General features: G+C 68.3%; 17 protein-coding genes. 5 read left to right on the forward strand and 12 right to left on the reverse strand.

Annotation, left to right across the window (positions count from 1 at the left end):
* Nucleotides 1-18 precede the first annotated feature (18 nt).
* On the forward strand, nucleotides 19-981 hold the full coding sequence (locus OCH7691_RS05090; RefSeq protein WP_085882290.1) for a lysylphosphatidylglycerol synthase transmembrane domain-containing protein: 963 nt from the start codon (nucleotides 19-21) through the stop codon (nucleotides 979-981).
* Here OCH7691_RS05090 and OCH7691_RS05095 read toward each other — a convergent pair.
* Nucleotides 947-1,726: a class I SAM-dependent methyltransferase gene (locus OCH7691_RS05095; protein ID WP_085882291.1), complete on the reverse strand. Its 780-nt coding sequence runs from the start codon at nucleotides 1,724-1,726 to the stop codon at nucleotides 947-949. The two genes, OCH7691_RS05090 and OCH7691_RS05095, sit on opposite strands and share 35 nt — an antisense overlap.
* Entirely contained in the window at nucleotides 1,723-2,334 is a 612-nt protein-coding gene (locus OCH7691_RS05100; RefSeq protein WP_085882292.1) for a GNAT family N-acetyltransferase, read from the reverse strand. Before OCH7691_RS05100 ends, OCH7691_RS05095 begins: the two co-directional genes overlap by 4 nt.
* A 236-nt stretch (nucleotides 2,335-2,570) precedes the next feature.
* On the opposite strand from OCH7691_RS05100, the gene OCH7691_RS05105 reads away from it, so the two are divergent.
* Nucleotides 2,571-3,431: a class I SAM-dependent methyltransferase gene (locus OCH7691_RS05105; protein WP_176244924.1), complete on the forward strand. Its 861-nt coding sequence runs from the start codon at nucleotides 2,571-2,573 to the stop codon at nucleotides 3,429-3,431.
* A 16-nt stretch (nucleotides 3,432-3,447) separates the two neighbouring features.
* On the opposite strand, the gene OCH7691_RS05110 is transcribed toward OCH7691_RS05105, so the two are convergent.
* The 5 genes from OCH7691_RS05110 to OCH7691_RS05135 form a co-directional block, all read right to left on the reverse strand.
* Nucleotides 3,448-5,982, reverse strand: coding sequence for a caspase family protein (locus OCH7691_RS05110; protein WP_085882294.1), 2,535 nt, complete (start codon nucleotides 5,980-5,982; stop codon nucleotides 3,448-3,450).
* A gap of 113 nt (nucleotides 5,983-6,095) precedes the next feature.
* On the reverse strand, nucleotides 6,096-6,428 hold the full coding sequence (locus OCH7691_RS23170; protein WP_176244864.1) for a hypothetical protein: 333 nt from the start codon (nucleotides 6,426-6,428) through the stop codon (nucleotides 6,096-6,098).
* A 197-nt stretch (nucleotides 6,429-6,625) separates the two neighbouring features.
* Nucleotides 6,626-7,054, reverse strand: coding sequence for a c-type cytochrome (locus OCH7691_RS05125; RefSeq protein ID WP_176244925.1), 429 nt, complete (start codon nucleotides 7,052-7,054; stop codon nucleotides 6,626-6,628).
* Between the two features lie 151 nt (nucleotides 7,055-7,205).
* Entirely contained in the window at nucleotides 7,206-7,763 is a 558-nt protein-coding gene (locus tag OCH7691_RS05130; protein ID WP_085882298.1) for an RT0821/Lpp0805 family surface protein, read from the reverse strand.
* Entirely contained in the window at nucleotides 7,760-8,311 is a 552-nt protein-coding gene (locus OCH7691_RS05135) for an RNA polymerase sigma factor (RefSeq protein WP_176244926.1), read from the reverse strand. Before OCH7691_RS05135 ends, OCH7691_RS05130 begins: the two co-directional genes overlap by 4 nt.
* 235 nt (nucleotides 8,312-8,546) lie before the next feature.
* On the opposite strand from OCH7691_RS05135, the gene OCH7691_RS23175 reads away from it, so the two are divergent.
* From OCH7691_RS23175 to OCH7691_RS05150, 3 genes are read left to right on the forward strand one after another with little or no spacing between them, the layout of a single operon-like run.
* The gene (locus OCH7691_RS23175) at nucleotides 8,547-9,701 is read left to right on the forward strand and encodes a Hint domain-containing protein (RefSeq protein WP_085882300.1); all 1,155 of its coding nucleotides are present in this window, start codon (nucleotides 8,547-8,549) and stop codon (nucleotides 9,699-9,701) included.
* 3 nt (nucleotides 9,702-9,704) lie between these two features.
* On the forward strand, nucleotides 9,705-10,100 hold the full coding sequence (locus tag OCH7691_RS05145; RefSeq protein ID WP_085882301.1) for an RT0821/Lpp0805 family surface protein: 396 nt from the start codon (nucleotides 9,705-9,707) through the stop codon (nucleotides 10,098-10,100).
* A 1-nt stretch (nucleotide 10,101) separates the two neighbouring features.
* Nucleotides 10,102-10,773, forward strand: coding sequence for a Fe2+-dependent dioxygenase (locus tag OCH7691_RS05150; RefSeq protein WP_085882302.1), 672 nt, complete (start codon nucleotides 10,102-10,104; stop codon nucleotides 10,771-10,773).
* Nucleotides 10,774-10,782: 9 nt separating this feature from the next.
* Here OCH7691_RS05150 and OCH7691_RS05155 read toward each other — a convergent pair whose 3' ends face one another.
* From OCH7691_RS05155 to OCH7691_RS05175, 5 genes are all read right to left on the reverse strand, one after another.
* On the reverse strand, nucleotides 10,783-11,064 hold the full coding sequence (locus OCH7691_RS05155) for a TMEM165/GDT1 family protein (protein ID WP_085882303.1): 282 nt from the start codon (nucleotides 11,062-11,064) through the stop codon (nucleotides 10,783-10,785).
* 81 nt (nucleotides 11,065-11,145) lie between these two features.
* The gene (locus OCH7691_RS05160) at nucleotides 11,146-11,655 is read right to left on the reverse strand and encodes a PAS domain-containing protein (RefSeq protein WP_176244927.1); all 510 of its coding nucleotides are present in this window, start codon (nucleotides 11,653-11,655) and stop codon (nucleotides 11,146-11,148) included.
* Nucleotides 11,656-11,754: 99 nt separating this feature from the next.
* Nucleotides 11,755-12,972, reverse strand: a complete 1,218-nt coding sequence (locus OCH7691_RS05165) for a CaiB/BaiF CoA transferase family protein (RefSeq protein ID WP_085882305.1) — start codon at nucleotides 12,970-12,972, stop codon at nucleotides 11,755-11,757.
* 16 nt (nucleotides 12,973-12,988) lie between these two features.
* Nucleotides 12,989-14,062 carry an acyl-CoA dehydrogenase family protein gene (locus OCH7691_RS05170; RefSeq protein ID WP_176244928.1) on the reverse strand — a complete coding sequence of 358 codons (1,074 nt, stop codon included), beginning with the start codon at nucleotides 14,060-14,062 and terminating at the stop codon, nucleotides 12,989-12,991.
* On the reverse strand, nucleotides 14,059-15,207 hold the full coding sequence (locus OCH7691_RS05175; RefSeq protein WP_217807806.1) for an acyl-CoA dehydrogenase family protein: 1,149 nt from the start codon (nucleotides 15,205-15,207) through the stop codon (nucleotides 14,059-14,061). Before OCH7691_RS05175 ends, OCH7691_RS05170 begins: the two co-directional genes overlap by 4 nt.
* Between the last annotated feature and the right edge of the window lie 36 nt (nucleotides 15,208-15,243).

Genomic DNA, 15,243 nt, shown 5'->3' on the forward strand with positions numbered 1-15,243 from the left:
AAAGGGGCAATCGACTAGATGCGGGCAAGCTTCTGGAAGCTGCTGATCGGGTTCGCCGTCCTGGCCCTGCTCGTGGCCCTGCTGTCACGCGCCGAACTGGACGGTCTCGACTGGCGCCGCGTGGCGATCGGGGCCTTGCTTGCCCAGCCCTGCATCCTGTTCGGCAACCTCGTCCAGGCCTGGCGCCATCGCCTGCTCGTCGGGTCCGCGCAACTGCCGTTCCCGGTGGCGCTTAGGGCCGTCATCCTGGCCGCCGGGCTCAACCTCGTGCTGCCGGCGCGGATGTCGGAGCTGTTGAAAGTGACCTACGTGACCCGTCATACCGGGCTCGACGGGACGCTCGTCTTTTCCGCGCTGGTTGCCGAACGCATGTCGGACATCGTCTTCGTCCTGCTGCTCGTCGCCGCCCTGCCGGCGTCGCTGCTCCCGTCCGGTGACTGGCTCGTGCCGGCGCTCGTGGTGGCCGGGGCCTTCCTGCTGGTCGTCTTTCACCGGCGGATCGCAGGGGTCCTGACGCGACTGCCGGACGGGCGGATCCGGAACGCGTTGCTTTCCTTCGCCGGGCATTACGCCGCGCGGATGCGGTCGCCCCGCTTTCCGGTCGCCGTCCTGCTCGGGATCGTCGCGCTCGGCGGCGGTCTTGCCGCCTTCCACCTGTTTCTCGATCACGCGCTCGACGGGGCGCTGCCGCTGACCGGGTCGCTGGCCGTCTTTCTCGGCGGCATCCTGGGCGGGACGGTCGCGGTGCTGCCCGGCGCGGTCGGCAGCTATCACGCGGCAACGGCGCTGGTTCTCGCCGCCTACGGCGTCCCGGCGGGTGAGGCGCTCGCCCTCAGCGTCGTCCTGCATCTGCTGCAGTACATGCTGTTCCTCCCCCTTGCGCTGGCCATCGCCGCGTTCCAGCCGACCGGCCTCAAGGAGGCCCTGGCGGCCGCACGCGGCATGCTCAGGCGGCCGGCGGATCCCGCTTCTCGACAATGAAGCGGATGATCAGGTTGACGTCGGGCACTGGAACGGCGAGCGGCCAGAAGGACAGGTGGCGGGGCCGGAAGCGCCGATGCAGGCTGTTCATCACCTGGTCGGCGAAATTGGGATGCTCCCAGCAGATCACCTTGTCGTAGTCGAGGCCGACGCTTCGCCGGAATTCCCGCCGGGTGGTGAGGAACCGCCCGAGGCCCCAGGCGAGGCCGCCCTCGGCCGGAATCGCGCCGGCCAGCCGGCCGCCCGGCTTCAGGATCCGCTGCAGTTCCGCCAGGTAGCTGTCGAGCGGATGCAGGTGCTCCAGCGAGTAGAAGGACAGCACGATGTCCGCGCAGGCGTCGGGGAGCGGCAGGAGCGGGCTGTCGCCGGCGAGCAGGATGGATTTCGACGGAACGCCCTCTCGGGCGAGCGTCGCGGCCGACGCCGACAGCATTTCCTCGCGCCGGTCGAGCAGGACGAACCGGTCCGGCCGACCCTTCCAGTGCCGCATGTGATCGAGCTGGCCCGGGCCGATTTCAACGACGGTGGCGCCGGCAAGGTCGATTTCCCGCATGATCCGGTAGCCGGAATCGTTCACGAGACCGCCCCGGCGGTCGCGCTGGGTGCTTTCGTAGAGTTCGACGCTGTGACGTTCCCAGGTGAGCCAGTCCGGATCGTCGGCGATCGGGGTTCTGCCCCAGCGCTCGCGGTCTCCGAACAGCGGACGGGCGAGGACACCGGGCAGGTGGCGGGCAAGACATTTCACGTCAGCGATCCGGCGTTTTGAAGCGCAAGGATCGTGATCGAGATCGAACCGCGTGCTTCAATACCGATTCCACGGAACCCCAACTTCTTGTAGAAGCGGATCGCGTCCGGGCGTGCCGCGCGAACGATGACCGGGTATCGTGCGAGACGTTTGAGCCCGGCACGCGCGAGTTCCGCCCCGAGCCCGGCACCCTGCCGCTCCGGTGTGACCGCGATCGAGAAGAGCTCTGCCGTCATGTCGACGTTGATCGTTGTTCCGGGCGCCAGTTCCCGCCTCTCGCCCCGCAGGATGGCCAGGATGTCGAACAGATAGGATGGATGCCTTGCGAGGACTGCCGGCAGGTAGGGCAGCGTCGCGAGAGGCGATCCGGTGGCAAGGCGTTTTATTGCCGCCGATACGGGCGCGCAGACGATGAAGCCGGCAATAGCCCTATTGTCGTCTTCGGCGACGGTGACTTCGGCGATGTCGGGGCGGGAAAACACCCGCGGCCAGAAGTGTCGCTTGAGATACCTGACCCCGAGCATTGGAAGCAGGAAGTCCGGCATCGCTGCCCGATGAACGGATGCCAGTGCCGGAATATCGGCTGCTGAAGCCGCTCTGAAGTTCATTCGTCATTCCCGTTTCGCTTCGGAGACAGCTACTCTGCCTGCGGGCTTTTCCTACGCTCCGACCCGAAGTTAGGCAATCGATGCGTTCTGAAGAAGGGAAATGATGGTTCCCTTCACACCGCTTGCCGACTGCTATCTCGTTGTCGGCAGTAGCGCTTTGTGCGTTAACCTGCCTACCGGCGTTTGACGGTTCATGGCAACGGATGGCGGACTCGGAATTGACGACTGTTGACGAAATGAAACGGGCTCGCCCGAATTCCGCGAATTCCGGGCCGGGCATCGAGGATGTCCGGAACTTCTGGAACCGGAACCCGTTGTGGACCGGCGAAAGCGCGTTCGAGCCGGGCACGAGGGAATTCTTCGAGGAGCATCGGCAGGTCTATCGGGAGGATTGCTTCGCCGGCCGGATGGACGAGACGATCTTTCCGCCGGAGCCGGGAAAGCAGCGGGTGCTCGATCTTGGCTGCGGTGTCGGTTTCTGGCTGATCGAGTATTGGGAGCGCGGCTTCCGCTCGCTCTGCGGCGCCGACCTGTCGGCCCGGAGTCTCGAGGTCGCAACCCGCCGCTGCGCGCTGTATGGCGTCGAGGCCGAACTCGTGGAGCAGAACGCGGAGGCGCTCGACTTTGCCGATGGCGCCTTCACACACGTCAATTGCCAAGGCGTGATCCACCACACGCCGCATCCCGAACGGGCGATCGCCGAGATCCATCGGGTGCTCGCGCCGGGCGGAACGGCCTCGATCTCGGTCTATTACCGGAATGTCATCCTGAGGCACTACCGGCTCTTCCTGCCGCTGATCCGGCTGGTGCACCGGCTCGGCGGCGCGCTCAAGGGCCGGGGGCGAGAGACGATCTTCGCGCTCGATGACGCCGACAAGGTGGTCCGCTACTACGATGGCGCCGAGAACCCGATCGGTTACGCCTACACGGTCGGGATGCTGCGGACGCTGGTCCACCCGTTCGAGATCGAACGGGTCTATTTCCACTTCTTTCCGGCCCGCGCGCTGCCCTTCGCGCTGCCGAAATTCCTGCATCGGCTGCTCGACCGACGCCTGCCCTTCATGATCTACGCATCGCTCCGCAAGCCGACCGGGTGAGCGCGCCCACGCCGCCCTACTTGCGGACGAAGATGAAGTCGCCGCCGTCATGGCCGGCGAAGCGGATGTCGGAATATTCCGGCGTCTGCGGCGCGGCCAGCATCACCGGCCGGCGGATCGAGGTGAACAGGCTGGTGCCGTCGATGGCGCCGGTGTTTTCCTCCAGCGTGTCGAGCAGGGCCTTGGCGAAGACCGAATGGTTGCCGCCGCCGCCGCTGTCGAGGACCGGCTCGAGGCCGCCCGAGGTCATCACCAGGCGGGCCCGCTTGGACGCCATCTTCTTCAGGTAGCCGGGGCTCTGCAGGGTCGTCGTGACGGCCCGCGTCAGGGTGCCGGAATAGCAGCTGTCGACGATCAGCAGCGCGTGCTTGGCGCTCATCGCCTTCAGCGTGTCGGTGATCGTGATGTTGGAGATCCAGTTCACCTGGGTGTCCGGCGAGGCGTCGACCGGCAGCCAGTAGCCGCGCTCGGCCGAATAGTCGAGCACGCCATGCCCGGCATAGTAGAGCAGCAGGTTGTCGTCCTCGGTCAGCTTCTTCCGCAGGCCGTCGAGGGCGATGATGATGTCGGTCCGGGTCGCGTCGGTGAGCAGGATGATCTCGAAGCCGTATTCCTCCTCCAGCAGCTTGGCGATCGCCCTGGCGTCGCTGACCGCGGCCTTGAGTTTGGGGAAGCCGGTATAGGCATTGTTGCCGATGATCAGGGCGTAATACTTGCCGAAGGCGATGTCGGCGAATTCCGGCGGCAGGCCGACAGCCGGCTTGCCGACCGTGGTATCGGTGGCCTCGACGGCCGGGGCGGGCGTCGGCACCGAGGCCGGCTGGACCGCCGCCTGCTGGGCCGGGGCCGGTTGGGCGGGCGCCGGGGCCGGGGTCGCGACCGGCGCGGGCGCCGGCGGGGTGACCGTGCTGGCGGCTGCATTTCCATCGGCGGCGGCAGGGGCGTCGGCCTCGCGGGCGGCGACCTGGGTCGGTTCCGCCGGGATCAGGTAGGGCGCCGCGACATAGCCGATCTCGCTGCCGCCGAGGGTGATCATCAGCCAGTCCTCGCCGATCACCTTGCCGAGCACCATGACCTCCTCGCCTTCAGCGAGGCTGCCGATCCTGGCGCCGCCCGTGCCCGGGCGCTTGCGGATATTGACCGCGGTCCTGGCGATATAGCTGCCGATGCGCGGCTCGAAGGCAGGCATCGGGGCCTCGGCGGCGCTTTCGCTGGCCGCAGGCGCCGCAGGCGGCGCGGCGGGTTCGGCCGGTTTCGCCGCCGCCGGCTTGTCGGGCTCCGGCGGGCGGTAGCTGGAATCGACCGCGGCCGTCGTGGTCGGCGCGGCCGTCGCTGCCGGGGCGGCGGCGACGGCGGTCGCCGGCGCCGGAAGCGGCCCGGCCGGGCGGTAGTTCGGATCGATGATGCCGAGGCCGCTCGCGGCGACGCGGACGATCGATTCCTCCTGGGACAGGGATTTCCAGTTGCCGATCCGGGCATCGACCGCGGCGATCTCGGAGGCGGAAACCCGGTGGCGGACGCGGGCCACGCCGTTCAGTCCGGTTTCGCGCAGATCCTTGACCCGGGCGTTGCTTGCAAGCCGGTACCAGTAGAGCGCCTCGCGGAAATCGCGGTCGACGCCGGCACCGTTCTCGTACAGCCGGGCGAGGTTGATCTGGGCCAGCGCCCACCCCTGCTCGGCGCCGCGCTCGTACCAGCTCGCCGCCTTCTCCATGTCCTGGCGCACGCCGTCGCCCTGCTCGTAGGCCCAGCCGAGGTCGTTCTGGGCGCGCGCGGAACCGTGGCTGGCGGCGCGCAGCAGCCATTTCTGCGCTTCCTCGGGGTCGCGGCGAATGGTGTTGTCGCCGCGCTGGTAGATCAGCGCGGTCTTGTATTCGGCGAGCACGTTGGAGTTCTCGGCCAGCGGCTTCAGCCAGCGCAAGGCCTCCGACAGGTCGCGCTGCACGCCCCAGCCCTCGAGATACATGTCGGCGAGATGGATCTGCGATGACGCGTCGTTGATCTCGGCGCCGCGGCGATACCACTTGATCGCCTCGCCGTAATTGCCGAGGTCGAACTGGTAGGTCCCGCCGATATTGGCGAAGGCGGCGCCATAGCCCTTGTCGGCGGCCGCGAACAGATAGGGCAGCCCCTCGTCGCGGCGCTGGGCGCGCAGCAGCGAGCGGCCGAGCTGGAACTGGAAGCGGAGCACGTCTGGATACTCGGAAACCGCCTGTTCGCAGGCGCGAACGGCGGCCCGGGCGTCCATCAGGTCCCACTGAACGCCTGGCGCGACGCGCGATTCATCAGCAGGATGGGCGGCCAGGATATCGCATTGCAGGATCGGCGCGTCGGTCGCGGCGCCGGACTCGGCCGCGTCGAAGGCAAGGCCGGCAAAGGCGATGACGGTACATGCGAGCAGGGAGCGAAGCGTCCCCGGGCCTTGCCGCGCGCAAGCCGGCCGGTCGAGACCGGTCGTCATCCGGGCCGTTTCCCGTCCGGCGATATCGCCGGACGGATCCGGCGTGGCCGGGGCGCGGAAAGGCATCCGGCACCCGTGAAGCTGGGTCATCGCATGTCTCCGTCGTGAAAGCTCGCGTTCGTGCGGTCGCCTGTCAGCTGGCAACCGGCCGCGTCCGGGGAGCCCGGACGCGGGCAGTCGGGCCGGGGTCGGTCGGGAAGATCCTACCAGGATCCGCCGCCACCGCCGCCGCCGCCGCCACCGCCACCGCCACCGCCACCGCCACCGCCGCCACCGCCACCACCGCCACCTTCAAGACCGCTGCCGACACCGACACTGGTGCGCGAGCGCGGATTGGGCGAATAGGGCTGGGGTTTGACGACGCCCGTGGTGATGTTGATCTGCATGGCCAGCTGCGTCGGCGTGGCCGTTGTCGTCGCCGTGCGGGTCGCGTCGTCGCGTTCGGCCGGGGCACTCGCGAGGGCAGGTGACGTCACAATGGCTCCCGCCATCAGGCCGGCGGCCGCGAGTGTCGTCCAGCAGGTCGTTCGAGACATTTGCATTCTCCCTCAATAAGGATATGCGAATAAAATAACACTCCGATGCCCCGATTACACCTCGCTTCTCGATAATCGGTGATTGCCGTCACCCGTGGTCGCGTCGGCCGCCCGCATCCGGAAATGGCGCGGGCGCGAAGCGTTGCCGCTCCGCGCCCGTTTCCGCCGCTTCCGGTCACCCGGCCGCGAGGCCCGGTTCAGTCCTTCGGCGTCCGGTAGGTCTCGTGGCAACCGCCGCAGGTCTTGCCGACCGCGCCGAGCGCCGCGCCGATCTGGGCCTGATCGCCGCTCTTCACCGCGGCAACCAGCGCCGGGGTCGCCTCATTGAAGGCCTTGGCCTTCATTTCGAAGCCGGCCCAGTCGGACCAGATCTCGTCCTTGGCACGGCCGAATTTCGAGCCCTGCGGGAACAAGGCTGTGACGACCTTGCTCAGGCTGTGAATCTCGAGCGCATTCTCGATCAGGGCCGGGCTGTACTCGGCCTCGCCCTTCGCGACCTTGCCGATGGCGCCCATGTTCCCGGCGATGACCTTCATCACGTGCTGGCGGGGCGTGTCGTCTTCCGCAAGCGCCGAGCCGGCCGTCAGGGCCAGGGCGGCAACGGTTATCAACAGTCGGAACTTCATCGATAGCTCTCCTTCGCTTGCGTCCCCTGTTAGAGGATCATTGGTCCGATGCGGCAGTCGCGCGGCGTTGCGCGGTACCGGAGCATAATTCATCGACTTAAGCTAATGCGGCTGCTCGCGAATATTTGATCGACGGGCGGGCGCACCCGGATCAGCCCTCCCGGTCGCTCAACGTGAGGCGTTGAAGCCAGCGGCCGTCGTCCTGCCGGCAGGCGATGCCGCGCAGCTGGTCGGTGCCGCCGGGCCGGACCCAGTTCCGGGTGAATTCCCGGCACCACTGGCCGTTGCGGGCGCGATAGGTGCGCACCGGCGTGATCGTGCCGGAGGCGCCGGTCGCCGGGTTCTGCCATCGGACCGTCTGGCCGCTCAGGCGGGATTCGAGGGCCTCGTTCACCGCCCGTTCCATGGCGGCGGTATCGATCCGGCGACCCTCCTCCAGGGCAGCGATCCGCGCCTCCAGGTTCCTTTCGGCAAGCAGGTAGCCGGCCAGCGCGCCGCAGGCCAGCAACAGCACGGCCGCCGCGGCCCGGTAGACATGCGGCATGACGGCGGCGGTCCGGGGCGGACGCCGGCGTTCGGCGAACTGCGCCTCGATCCGTGCCCTGAGCGCCCGCTCGCCGGATTCGTCGAGGCCATCGTCGAGGGCCTGGTCAAGTTCCCCGTCGAGCGCCGCCCATTCGGCTTCCGTGCGGTTCGTCGGCGTTGTCATGGTCGTGCCTCCGCGTCTTGCGGCGAATTCGGTTCGGGGCGCTCGTCCAGCATGCCGCGAAGGGCCCGCCGGGCGCGCGAGATCCGGCTCATCACCGTGCCGATCGGCAACTCGAGGATGCCGGCGGTCTCGGCATAGCTGTGATTCCCGATCGCGACCAGCAGGAGGGCCACGCGCTGCTCGTCAGGCAGGCGCCCGAGCGCGGCGCGGAGCGACGCGAAGCGCGCACGGTCGTCGACGATCGTGCGGCCGTCGACCGCGCTCACCTGGTGCGGTTCGACCGCCTGCAGGTAGGCGGCATGCCGGCCGCGCGACCGCAGCTCGTTGCGAAAGGCGTTCTGGGCGATGCGGAACAGCCAGCTGTCGAGCCGGCTGCCCGGCTGCCACTGGGACCGCGCCCTCATCGCCTTCTCGAAGGTGATTTGCACCAGATCGTCTCCCTCGCTCGCCGAGCCGGTCAGCCCGTAGGCGAAGCGGCGCAGCCGCGGCAGCATCGCCAGCATGTCGTCGAGCAGCTTCCGTTCGGCGCTGTCATCAGTGTCGGTCACGTCCCTGGCAACCTTTCCCCGGATGGACATGTTGCCGCGCGCCGTGACAATGGACCACGCTGCATGAGGAGAACACCGGCCGGCCGGCATTATTCCCGGGGTCATCGGCGCGGCGATTAGTTTTCCCGGGCGGGAATAGCGCGCGTCCTCGGTTGTTGTCGAAGCGAGGGACCATTCCAGGCGGGTTCGGACGCATCAGCGACCGGCCGCGCGGCATCGACAGCAGAGGGTCAACATGGAACGAGCGAACAAACTGCGCATCCTGCGACTGATCGGCACGACGAGCGTGCTCGCGATGGCGTTCGCGACCAGCCCGATATCGATCGATTATCATCATGACGGCGGCATCGTGAAAGTCGCCCATGCCGACAGCAGCTGCTTCGTCGCGGGCACCCGCGTGCGCATGGCCGACGGCCGAAGCCTGCCGATCGAGAAGATCGCCATCGGCGAACTGGTGCTCGGCGCGGCCGGCCGCGTCAACCGGATCCGGGCGATCGAGCGGCCGAGGCTCGGCGATCGCAGGCTGTATGGCTTCAACGGCGGCGCGCCATTCGTGACCGCCGAACATCCCTTCCGGGGCGCGGACGGCTGGCGGGCAATCGACCCGGCCGCAACCGTGCGCGAGAACGCGCAACTTGCCGTGGACACGCTGGCGCCCGGCGACCGGCTGACGATGCTGGCGCTTCGCCAGGTCAGCGGGGCGGCCGGGAACCTGGCGCTGGCCCCGGAATTCCGCCTCCTCGAGGCGTTCGTCGCCGTGACCTCGATCGAGGCGCATGCGGCACCGCCCGAAACCCCGCTGTTCAACCTGCTGCTCGACGGTGACCACAGCTATTTCGCCAACGACTATCTCGTTCACAACAAGGGTGATGGCGACGGCGATGGTGATGGCGACGGTGACGGCGATGGTGATGGCGACGGTGACGGAGATGGGGATGGCGACGGCGGCTCCGGCGAAGGCGGCTCCGGGTCAGGCGGATCAGGCGAAGGCGGTTCTGGCTCGGGCGGCTCCGGCGAAGGCGGTTCTGGCTCGGGCGGCTCCGGCGAGGGTGGCTCTGGCTCGGGGGATTCCGGTGAAGGCGGCGAAGGCGGTGATGACGGCGGTTCCGGCGAATCGGGCGAATCCGGCGAATCCGGTGACGACGGCAGTTCCGGCAGTTCGGGAGAATCCGGCGAGAGCGGCGACGACAATTCCGGTGAATCCGGTGAAAGTGGCGACGACAGCGGCGACGATTCCGGCGAATCGGGCGAGAGCGGCGAAGACAGCGCCGATGATTCCGGCGAGAACGGACAGAATTCCGACGATGTCGCCGAGGGCCTCGGGCAGTCGGGCCCGGATCTCTCGTCGGAGGCCGAGGCAGCGGCGATCGGCAGCGGCTGGAGCAACTAGGAGATGAAAAACCTTGCCTTGCGGCCGGTTCGCCCGGGTCTTTTCTGGTTCGTTCTTCTCCTCGGTGGCTGCGCGGCCGGGGAGGAGACGCGAACCGCCCCGTCGCCGGCGCCGCCGGCCGGGTTCTACGTCGCTCTCGACCAGACGGATCGCGTGCTCGCCCGGGACAATCTCCAGACGGCGCTGGAAACCCGGTTGAGCGGCGTTTCGATGCCCTGGGTCAATCCGGCGAGCGGCAATGCCGGCGTCGTGACCCCGGTCCGCACCTTCAGGGTCGGCAACAAGTATTATTGCCGGGAGTTCCGTGAACAGGTCATCGTGGGGGGCGAGCCGAGCGAACGCAGGCGGACCGCCTGCCGGAACGAGGCCGGGAAATGGAGGCTCAGGGCGGAGCGCTGATGTGCTGATCGAGATTGCGGACCTGCTGGACCGGACCGCGTTGCGCGAGATCCGCGAGATCGCCGAGCGGGGCGATTTCGTCGACGGGGCGGTGACAGCGGGCTATCGCGCCAGGCGGGTCAAGAACAACAACCAGCTGAGCAAGAAGAGCGCGGCTGAAAGCGGGCTCGGCGCGCGCCTTGCCGGGGCACTGAACGGCAATGCGCAATTTCGCCGCTCAGTGCTGCCGAAACGCATCCTGCCACCGCTGATCAGCCGCTATGCCGAGGGCATGGCCTATGGCCCCCATGTCGACGACGCCCTGATGCAGAAGCCGAACGCGGTGCGGAGCGATGTCGCGGTCACCATCTTCCTGAACGATGCGCGCGACTACGACGGCGGCGAGCTGGTCATCGGCAGCCCGTTCGGCGAGCAATGGGTGAAACTGCCGGCCGGGGCGGCGGTCGCCTACCCGGCATCGACGTTGCACCGGGTGGCGCCGGTCGAGCGCGGCACCCGCCTGGTCGCCGTGACCTGGGTGCAGAGCTATGTCCGCGATCCCCAGCAGCGGGAGATCCTCCACGATCTCGACCGGGTCTGCCGGAAACTCGCCGACAGCCAGGGCGAGGCGGCCGAGACCGATCTTGCCTTCAAGAGCTACAGCAACCTGCTCAGGATGTGGTCGGAACCCTGAGGGCCGTCGTCAGGCGCCCTGAAAGTGACCGTAGATAGTCCAGCATCCGATCGCCACGAAACCGATCCCGGCGATGAGCTTGAGCGGGACGAATGCCATGTAGCGCGACAGCAACGTGCCGGCGGCGACCGCGAGTGCCGTCGAGGCGACGAGCGCAAGTGCCGCGGCGGTGAAGACGAGCAGGGGGTGAACCTGCCGGTCGGCGGCGAACAGCACCGTCGCCAACTGCGTCTTGTCGCCAAGCTCGGCGAGGAAGACGGTGAGGAAGATGGCGAGAAGATTGGCAAACATGGCGGGGTCCGGTCGTTGATTCCGCCGCTTGATAGCATCGCCCCGGTCCGGGCGACCAGTCCGGAAATACCGGGCCGCCGGTCAGCGCGAGGCGCGCGGCCGATGCAGGAAGTCGAGCGAAAGATTGTCGACCGCGGCACAGGTCACGATATGGCTGACCGTCGTTCCGTCCCTCGAAAGCGGGCAGGAGAGCGCGCGGACGATCATCGGCCGGTCCGGGTTTACTTCCATGGAATAGCGGTCAAAGACCGGCTGGCCGGCCTCCAGGACCCGGGCGAAGCGTGCCGTGGATGCGTCCCGGCCCTCCTGGCTGGCCACGTCATCGATATAGTCGCCGGCGGTTACCGCCTGCACCATCTCGATGCGGGAGCCGACGACACGGAAGCGGAACCGCCGGCAGCCATTCTCCGTGACGATCTCGACCAGCGTCAGGCTCGGTAAAGCTTCGGCGATCTTCTCGGGGCGGAAGTCCTGTCGGCGTGGAATCGCCTGATCGTCCCGAAGCGAGACCCAATAGCCCAGGAAGCGGACCAGTCGCTCGTCGGTCTCGCCGACGTCGTCAAGCCGATAGGGCGGTAACAATACGTCCATCGCAGTACGCTCTGACATCTACAGAAACACTGTTCTTCGTTCGGACGCGAAACAAGTCGCCCGATCTATCTGGTGCCGGAAGCGGGCCGGTGCGAGGTCTCAGGCACCTGTCGTGACGATTCCGCTCGCCGCCAGCCTGTCGATCTCGTCTTCGGCGAGGCCCGCCCCCGCCAGAACCTCGCGGGTGTGCTGACCGAGCCGCGGCGCCAGCCGGCGCACGGTGACGGGGCTGTCGGAAAACCGCAGCGGCGTCGGCGCGATCCGCATCGGCCCTTCGCTCGGGTGACGATGGTCCTCGAAGAAGCCGACGGCGGCGAGATGGTCGTCCTGCCAGAGCTCGTCGAGCGCGATCACCTTCATCGCCGGCACGTTGCTGCGGTCGCCGAAGGCTATCCATTCGGCGGTCGTCTTCGTCACCGCGATCGCCTCGACGAGACCGTAGAGCGCATCGACATGCTCGACCCGCGCCGACATCGACAGGAAGCGGGGGTCGCGGGCCAGTTCCGGGCGCCCGGCGAACTCGAAGAAGGCGCGCCAGTTGGCGTCGGAATAGGGGATCAGCGAGACATGGCCGTCCTTCGAGCGGAAGGGCTTGCGAAACGGGCTCATGATCCGCGCCCAGCCGAGCTTGCCGACCGGCGGGTCGTAGCAATGGCCGTTCATGTGTTCGAGCAGGTTGAAGGCGGCCATGGTCTCGAACATCGGCACCTCGATCGTCTGGCCGTGGCCGCTGCGTTCCCGGTGAAAGAGCGCGGCGACGACCGCGTTGACGATCGACAGCGCGGTCACCTTGTCGCACAGGATGCTCGGCATGTAGGCCGGTTCCGGGCCGAGCCGGCCGCCGAGCGCCGCCATGCCGGAGGCCGCCTGGATCAGGTCGTCATAGGCCGGCTTGTCACGGTAGGGGCCGCCCTCACCGAAGCCGCGGGCGCCGCAGCAGATGATCCGCGGATTGGCCTCGCGAAGCCGCTCGTAGGACAGCCCCATGCGGGCAAGCGGGCCGGGGCGCAGGTTGTGGATCAGCACGTCGGCCTGCGCGGCCAGGCGGAACAGGATCCCGCGACCGGCCGGCTGCTTGAGGTCGAGGGCGACGCTTCGCTTGTTGCGATTGGTGTTGAGGAACAGCGCCGCCATGCCGGGGCTCTTGGTCGGCTGCATATGCCGCATCGGGTCGCCGGCCGGGCTTTCGATCTTGATTACGTCGGCGCCCATGTCGCCCAGCATCTGGGTTGCGTAGGGGCCCATGATGACGGTCGTGAGGTCGAGGATCGTGACCCCGTCGAGTGCTCCGCCTGGAACCGCCGCCGCCTCGATCATGATCGCCTGTCTCCGTCTAGCCGAGATCGGTCAGCAGCGGCCACAGCCGGTCGGCGCCAGTCGTGGCCACGACCCGACCGATTTCCCGCTGCCACAGGCGTTCGTTGCCGAATTCCTCGCGCCACGACCAGAGCCGACGGGTGAGGAAATGCAGGCTGTGCTCGTGCGTGAAGCCCATCGCCCCGTGGACCTGGTGCGCGGCATCGGTGACCGGACGGACCGCCTCGCCGGCGCGTGCCTTGGCGATCGCCACGTCGAGGGCGAAATGCGGATCGTCGACGTCACGGGCGGCGGCGGCCTCCGCGGCCATGCTCGCGGCCGCGACGTGACCGGCGGCGACCGCCAGCATGTGCTGGACGGCCTGGAACTTCGCGATCGGCCGGCCGAACTGGACGCGGTCGTTGGCATATTCGATCGACATCTCCAGCACGCGCTGCAGGGCGCCGGCGATCTGCTGGGCGCGCATCAGGGCACCGATCTGCATCAGGGTTGGCCCGCGGTCGCTTTCCGGCCAGGGCCGGACCCGGTCTGCGGCGAGCGGCAGGTCGTCGAAGACCAGGCTGTCACGCGGCTCGTTGGCGAGGTTGCCGCCTCCGGTGATTGCCGTCTCGACCGGTTCGGCGACCGCCAGCATCGCCTCTCCCTCCAGCGTCCGCGCCGACAGCACCAGGCGGTCGGCAACCCCGCCCCACGGCACCCGCGCGGCCTCACCGCTCAGCCGCCAGCCCTGGCCGTCCGGCGTCAGCGTGAAGCAGTCGGCCGGGCGGACCGGGCCGAAGCCGAGCACGCCGGCAAGCGCGTCGCCGTCGACCCGCCGCCAGAGCCAGCCCGCCAGCATGGTTTCGGGAAGCGGGCCAGGGACCGCGTGGCGGCCGGCCAGCCGGGTCAGGGCGAGGATGTCGGCGAGTCCGAGATCGCTGCCGCCGTCGGCCTCGTCGAGGGCCGCGCGTGTCAGGCCGGCTTCCTCGAAGCGGGCCCACAGCGAGCGGTCGAGGCTGCCGCTGTCGGCTGCCGTCCAGGCGTCCGCATCGACCGTGTCGCCGAACAGCCGGTCGGTCTGTTCGAGAAGGATGTCGCGCATGTCGTTCATCGCAGGCCGAGCTCCCGGGCAATGATGCCGCGCAGGATCTCGCGGGTACCGCCACGGATCGTCCATGACGGCGCGTTCAGGGTGACCTGGGCGAGTGCTGCCGTATAGGGCTCGGCCGCATTCTGTTCCGGCTCGCGCGGGGCCAGCAGCCTGGCCTGCTCCGGCAGTTCGCGTTCGAACGTGGTGCCGAGATCCTTGACCAGCGCGGCCTGGGCGTTGGGCGCCTTGCCGTCGGCCAGCATGCCGGCGACCGAGACCGACATCCGCCGCAGGGTCACGACATTGGCGATCCAGCGGCCGATCTCCTCGGCGCCGGCGTCGTCCGGCTCCTCGCCGACCGCGCGGACCGCCTCGCGCAGCAGGTTGAACGGGCTCAGGATCCGGTCCGGCCCGCTGCGTTCGTAGGCCAGTTCGCCGGTGACCATCGACCAGCCCTCGCCGACCTTCCCGAGCACCATCTCGTCGGGCACGAAATAATCGTCGAAGACCTCCTCGCAGAATTCAGCCCGGCCGGTCAGGTCCCGGATCGGGCGGATCTCGACGCCGGGCTTCGAAAGGTCGACGATGAACTGGGTCAGCCCGCCATGGCGGTTCGGGCCGGCATCGCCGGTCCGGGCCAGCAGGTTGAGGTAGTTGACCTGCCCGGCATTGGTCGTCCAGATCTTGCGACCGTTGATCTTCCAGCCGCCGTCCACCTGCGTCGCGCGCGTCCGGACCGATGCGAGGTCGGAGCCCGAATCGGGTTCGCTCATGCCGATCCCGAAAAAGCAGCGGCCGGCAGCGATCTCGGGCAGGATCCGCGCCTTCACGGCCGGATGCGCGTGCGTGAGGATCTGCGGCCCGCTCTGGCGTTCGGCGATCCAGTGGGCCCCGACCGGGGCGCCGGCCGCGAGCATCTCCTCCATGATCACGTAGCGCTCCAGGTAGCTGCGTTCCTCGCCGCCATAGCTGCGCGGCCAGGTGACGCCGATCAGCCCCGCCTCGCCGCAGCGACGGCTGAAGCCGGCGTCGAAGCTGTTCCAGGACGCTTCTCCGGGCCGGTAGTGTCCGGCAGCCGCGGCGCGGGCGAGAAAATCGCGGACCCGCCGCCGCATGTCCTCCGCCGCCCCAGGCAGGGCGCGGGGTGTGAATTGCAGCCCGTTCAAACCGTTTACTCCGTTGCAATGCGTTTCTTGTTGTTG

The organism is Oceanibacterium hippocampi (assembly GCF_900172325.1).
GTDB lineage: Bacteria > Pseudomonadota > Alphaproteobacteria > Sneathiellales > Sneathiellaceae > Oceanibacterium > Oceanibacterium hippocampi.

Bases quoted from the DNA above. Each gene is read 5' to 3' on its own strand.
- OCH7691_RS05155 (WP_085882303.1), bottom strand. From the start codon at position 11,064: ATGTTTGCCAATCTTCTCGCCATCTTCCTCACCGTCTTCCTCGCCGAG.
- OCH7691_RS05130 (WP_085882298.1), bottom strand. From the start codon at position 7,763: ATGACAACGCCGACGAACCGCACGGAAGCCGAATGGGCGGCGCTCGAC.
- OCH7691_RS23170 (WP_176244864.1), bottom strand. From the start codon at position 6,428: ATGTCTCGAACGACCTGCTGGACGACACTCGCGGCCGCCGGCCTGATG.
- OCH7691_RS05105 (WP_176244924.1), top strand. From the start codon at position 2,571: ATGAAACGGGCTCGCCCGAATTCCGCGAATTCCGGGCCGGGCATCGAG.
- OCH7691_RS05100 (WP_085882292.1), bottom strand. From the start codon at position 2,334: ATGAACTTCAGAGCGGCTTCAGCAGCCGATATTCCGGCACTGGCATCC.
- OCH7691_RS05165 (WP_085882305.1), bottom strand. From the start codon at position 12,972: ATGATCGAGGCGGCGGCGGTTCCAGGCGGAGCACTCGACGGGGTCACG.
- OCH7691_RS23175 (WP_085882300.1), top strand. From the start codon at position 8,547: ATGGAACGAGCGAACAAACTGCGCATCCTGCGACTGATCGGCACGACG.
- OCH7691_RS05160 (WP_176244927.1), bottom strand. From the start codon at position 11,655: ATGGACGTATTGTTACCGCCCTATCGGCTTGACGACGTCGGCGAGACC.
- OCH7691_RS05090 (WP_085882290.1), top strand. From the start codon at position 19: ATGCGGGCAAGCTTCTGGAAGCTGCTGATCGGGTTCGCCGTCCTGGCC.
- OCH7691_RS05125 (WP_176244925.1), bottom strand. From the start codon at position 7,054: ATGAAGTTCCGACTGTTGATAACCGTTGCCGCCCTGGCCCTGACGGCC.
- OCH7691_RS05170 (WP_176244928.1), bottom strand. From the start codon at position 14,062: ATGAACGACATGCGCGACATCCTTCTCGAACAGACCGACCGGCTGTTC.
- OCH7691_RS05145 (WP_085882301.1), top strand. From the start codon at position 9,705: ATGAAAAACCTTGCCTTGCGGCCGGTTCGCCCGGGTCTTTTCTGGTTC.
- OCH7691_RS05110 (WP_085882294.1), bottom strand. From the start codon at position 5,982: ATGACCCAGCTTCACGGGTGCCGGATGCCTTTCCGCGCCCCGGCCACG.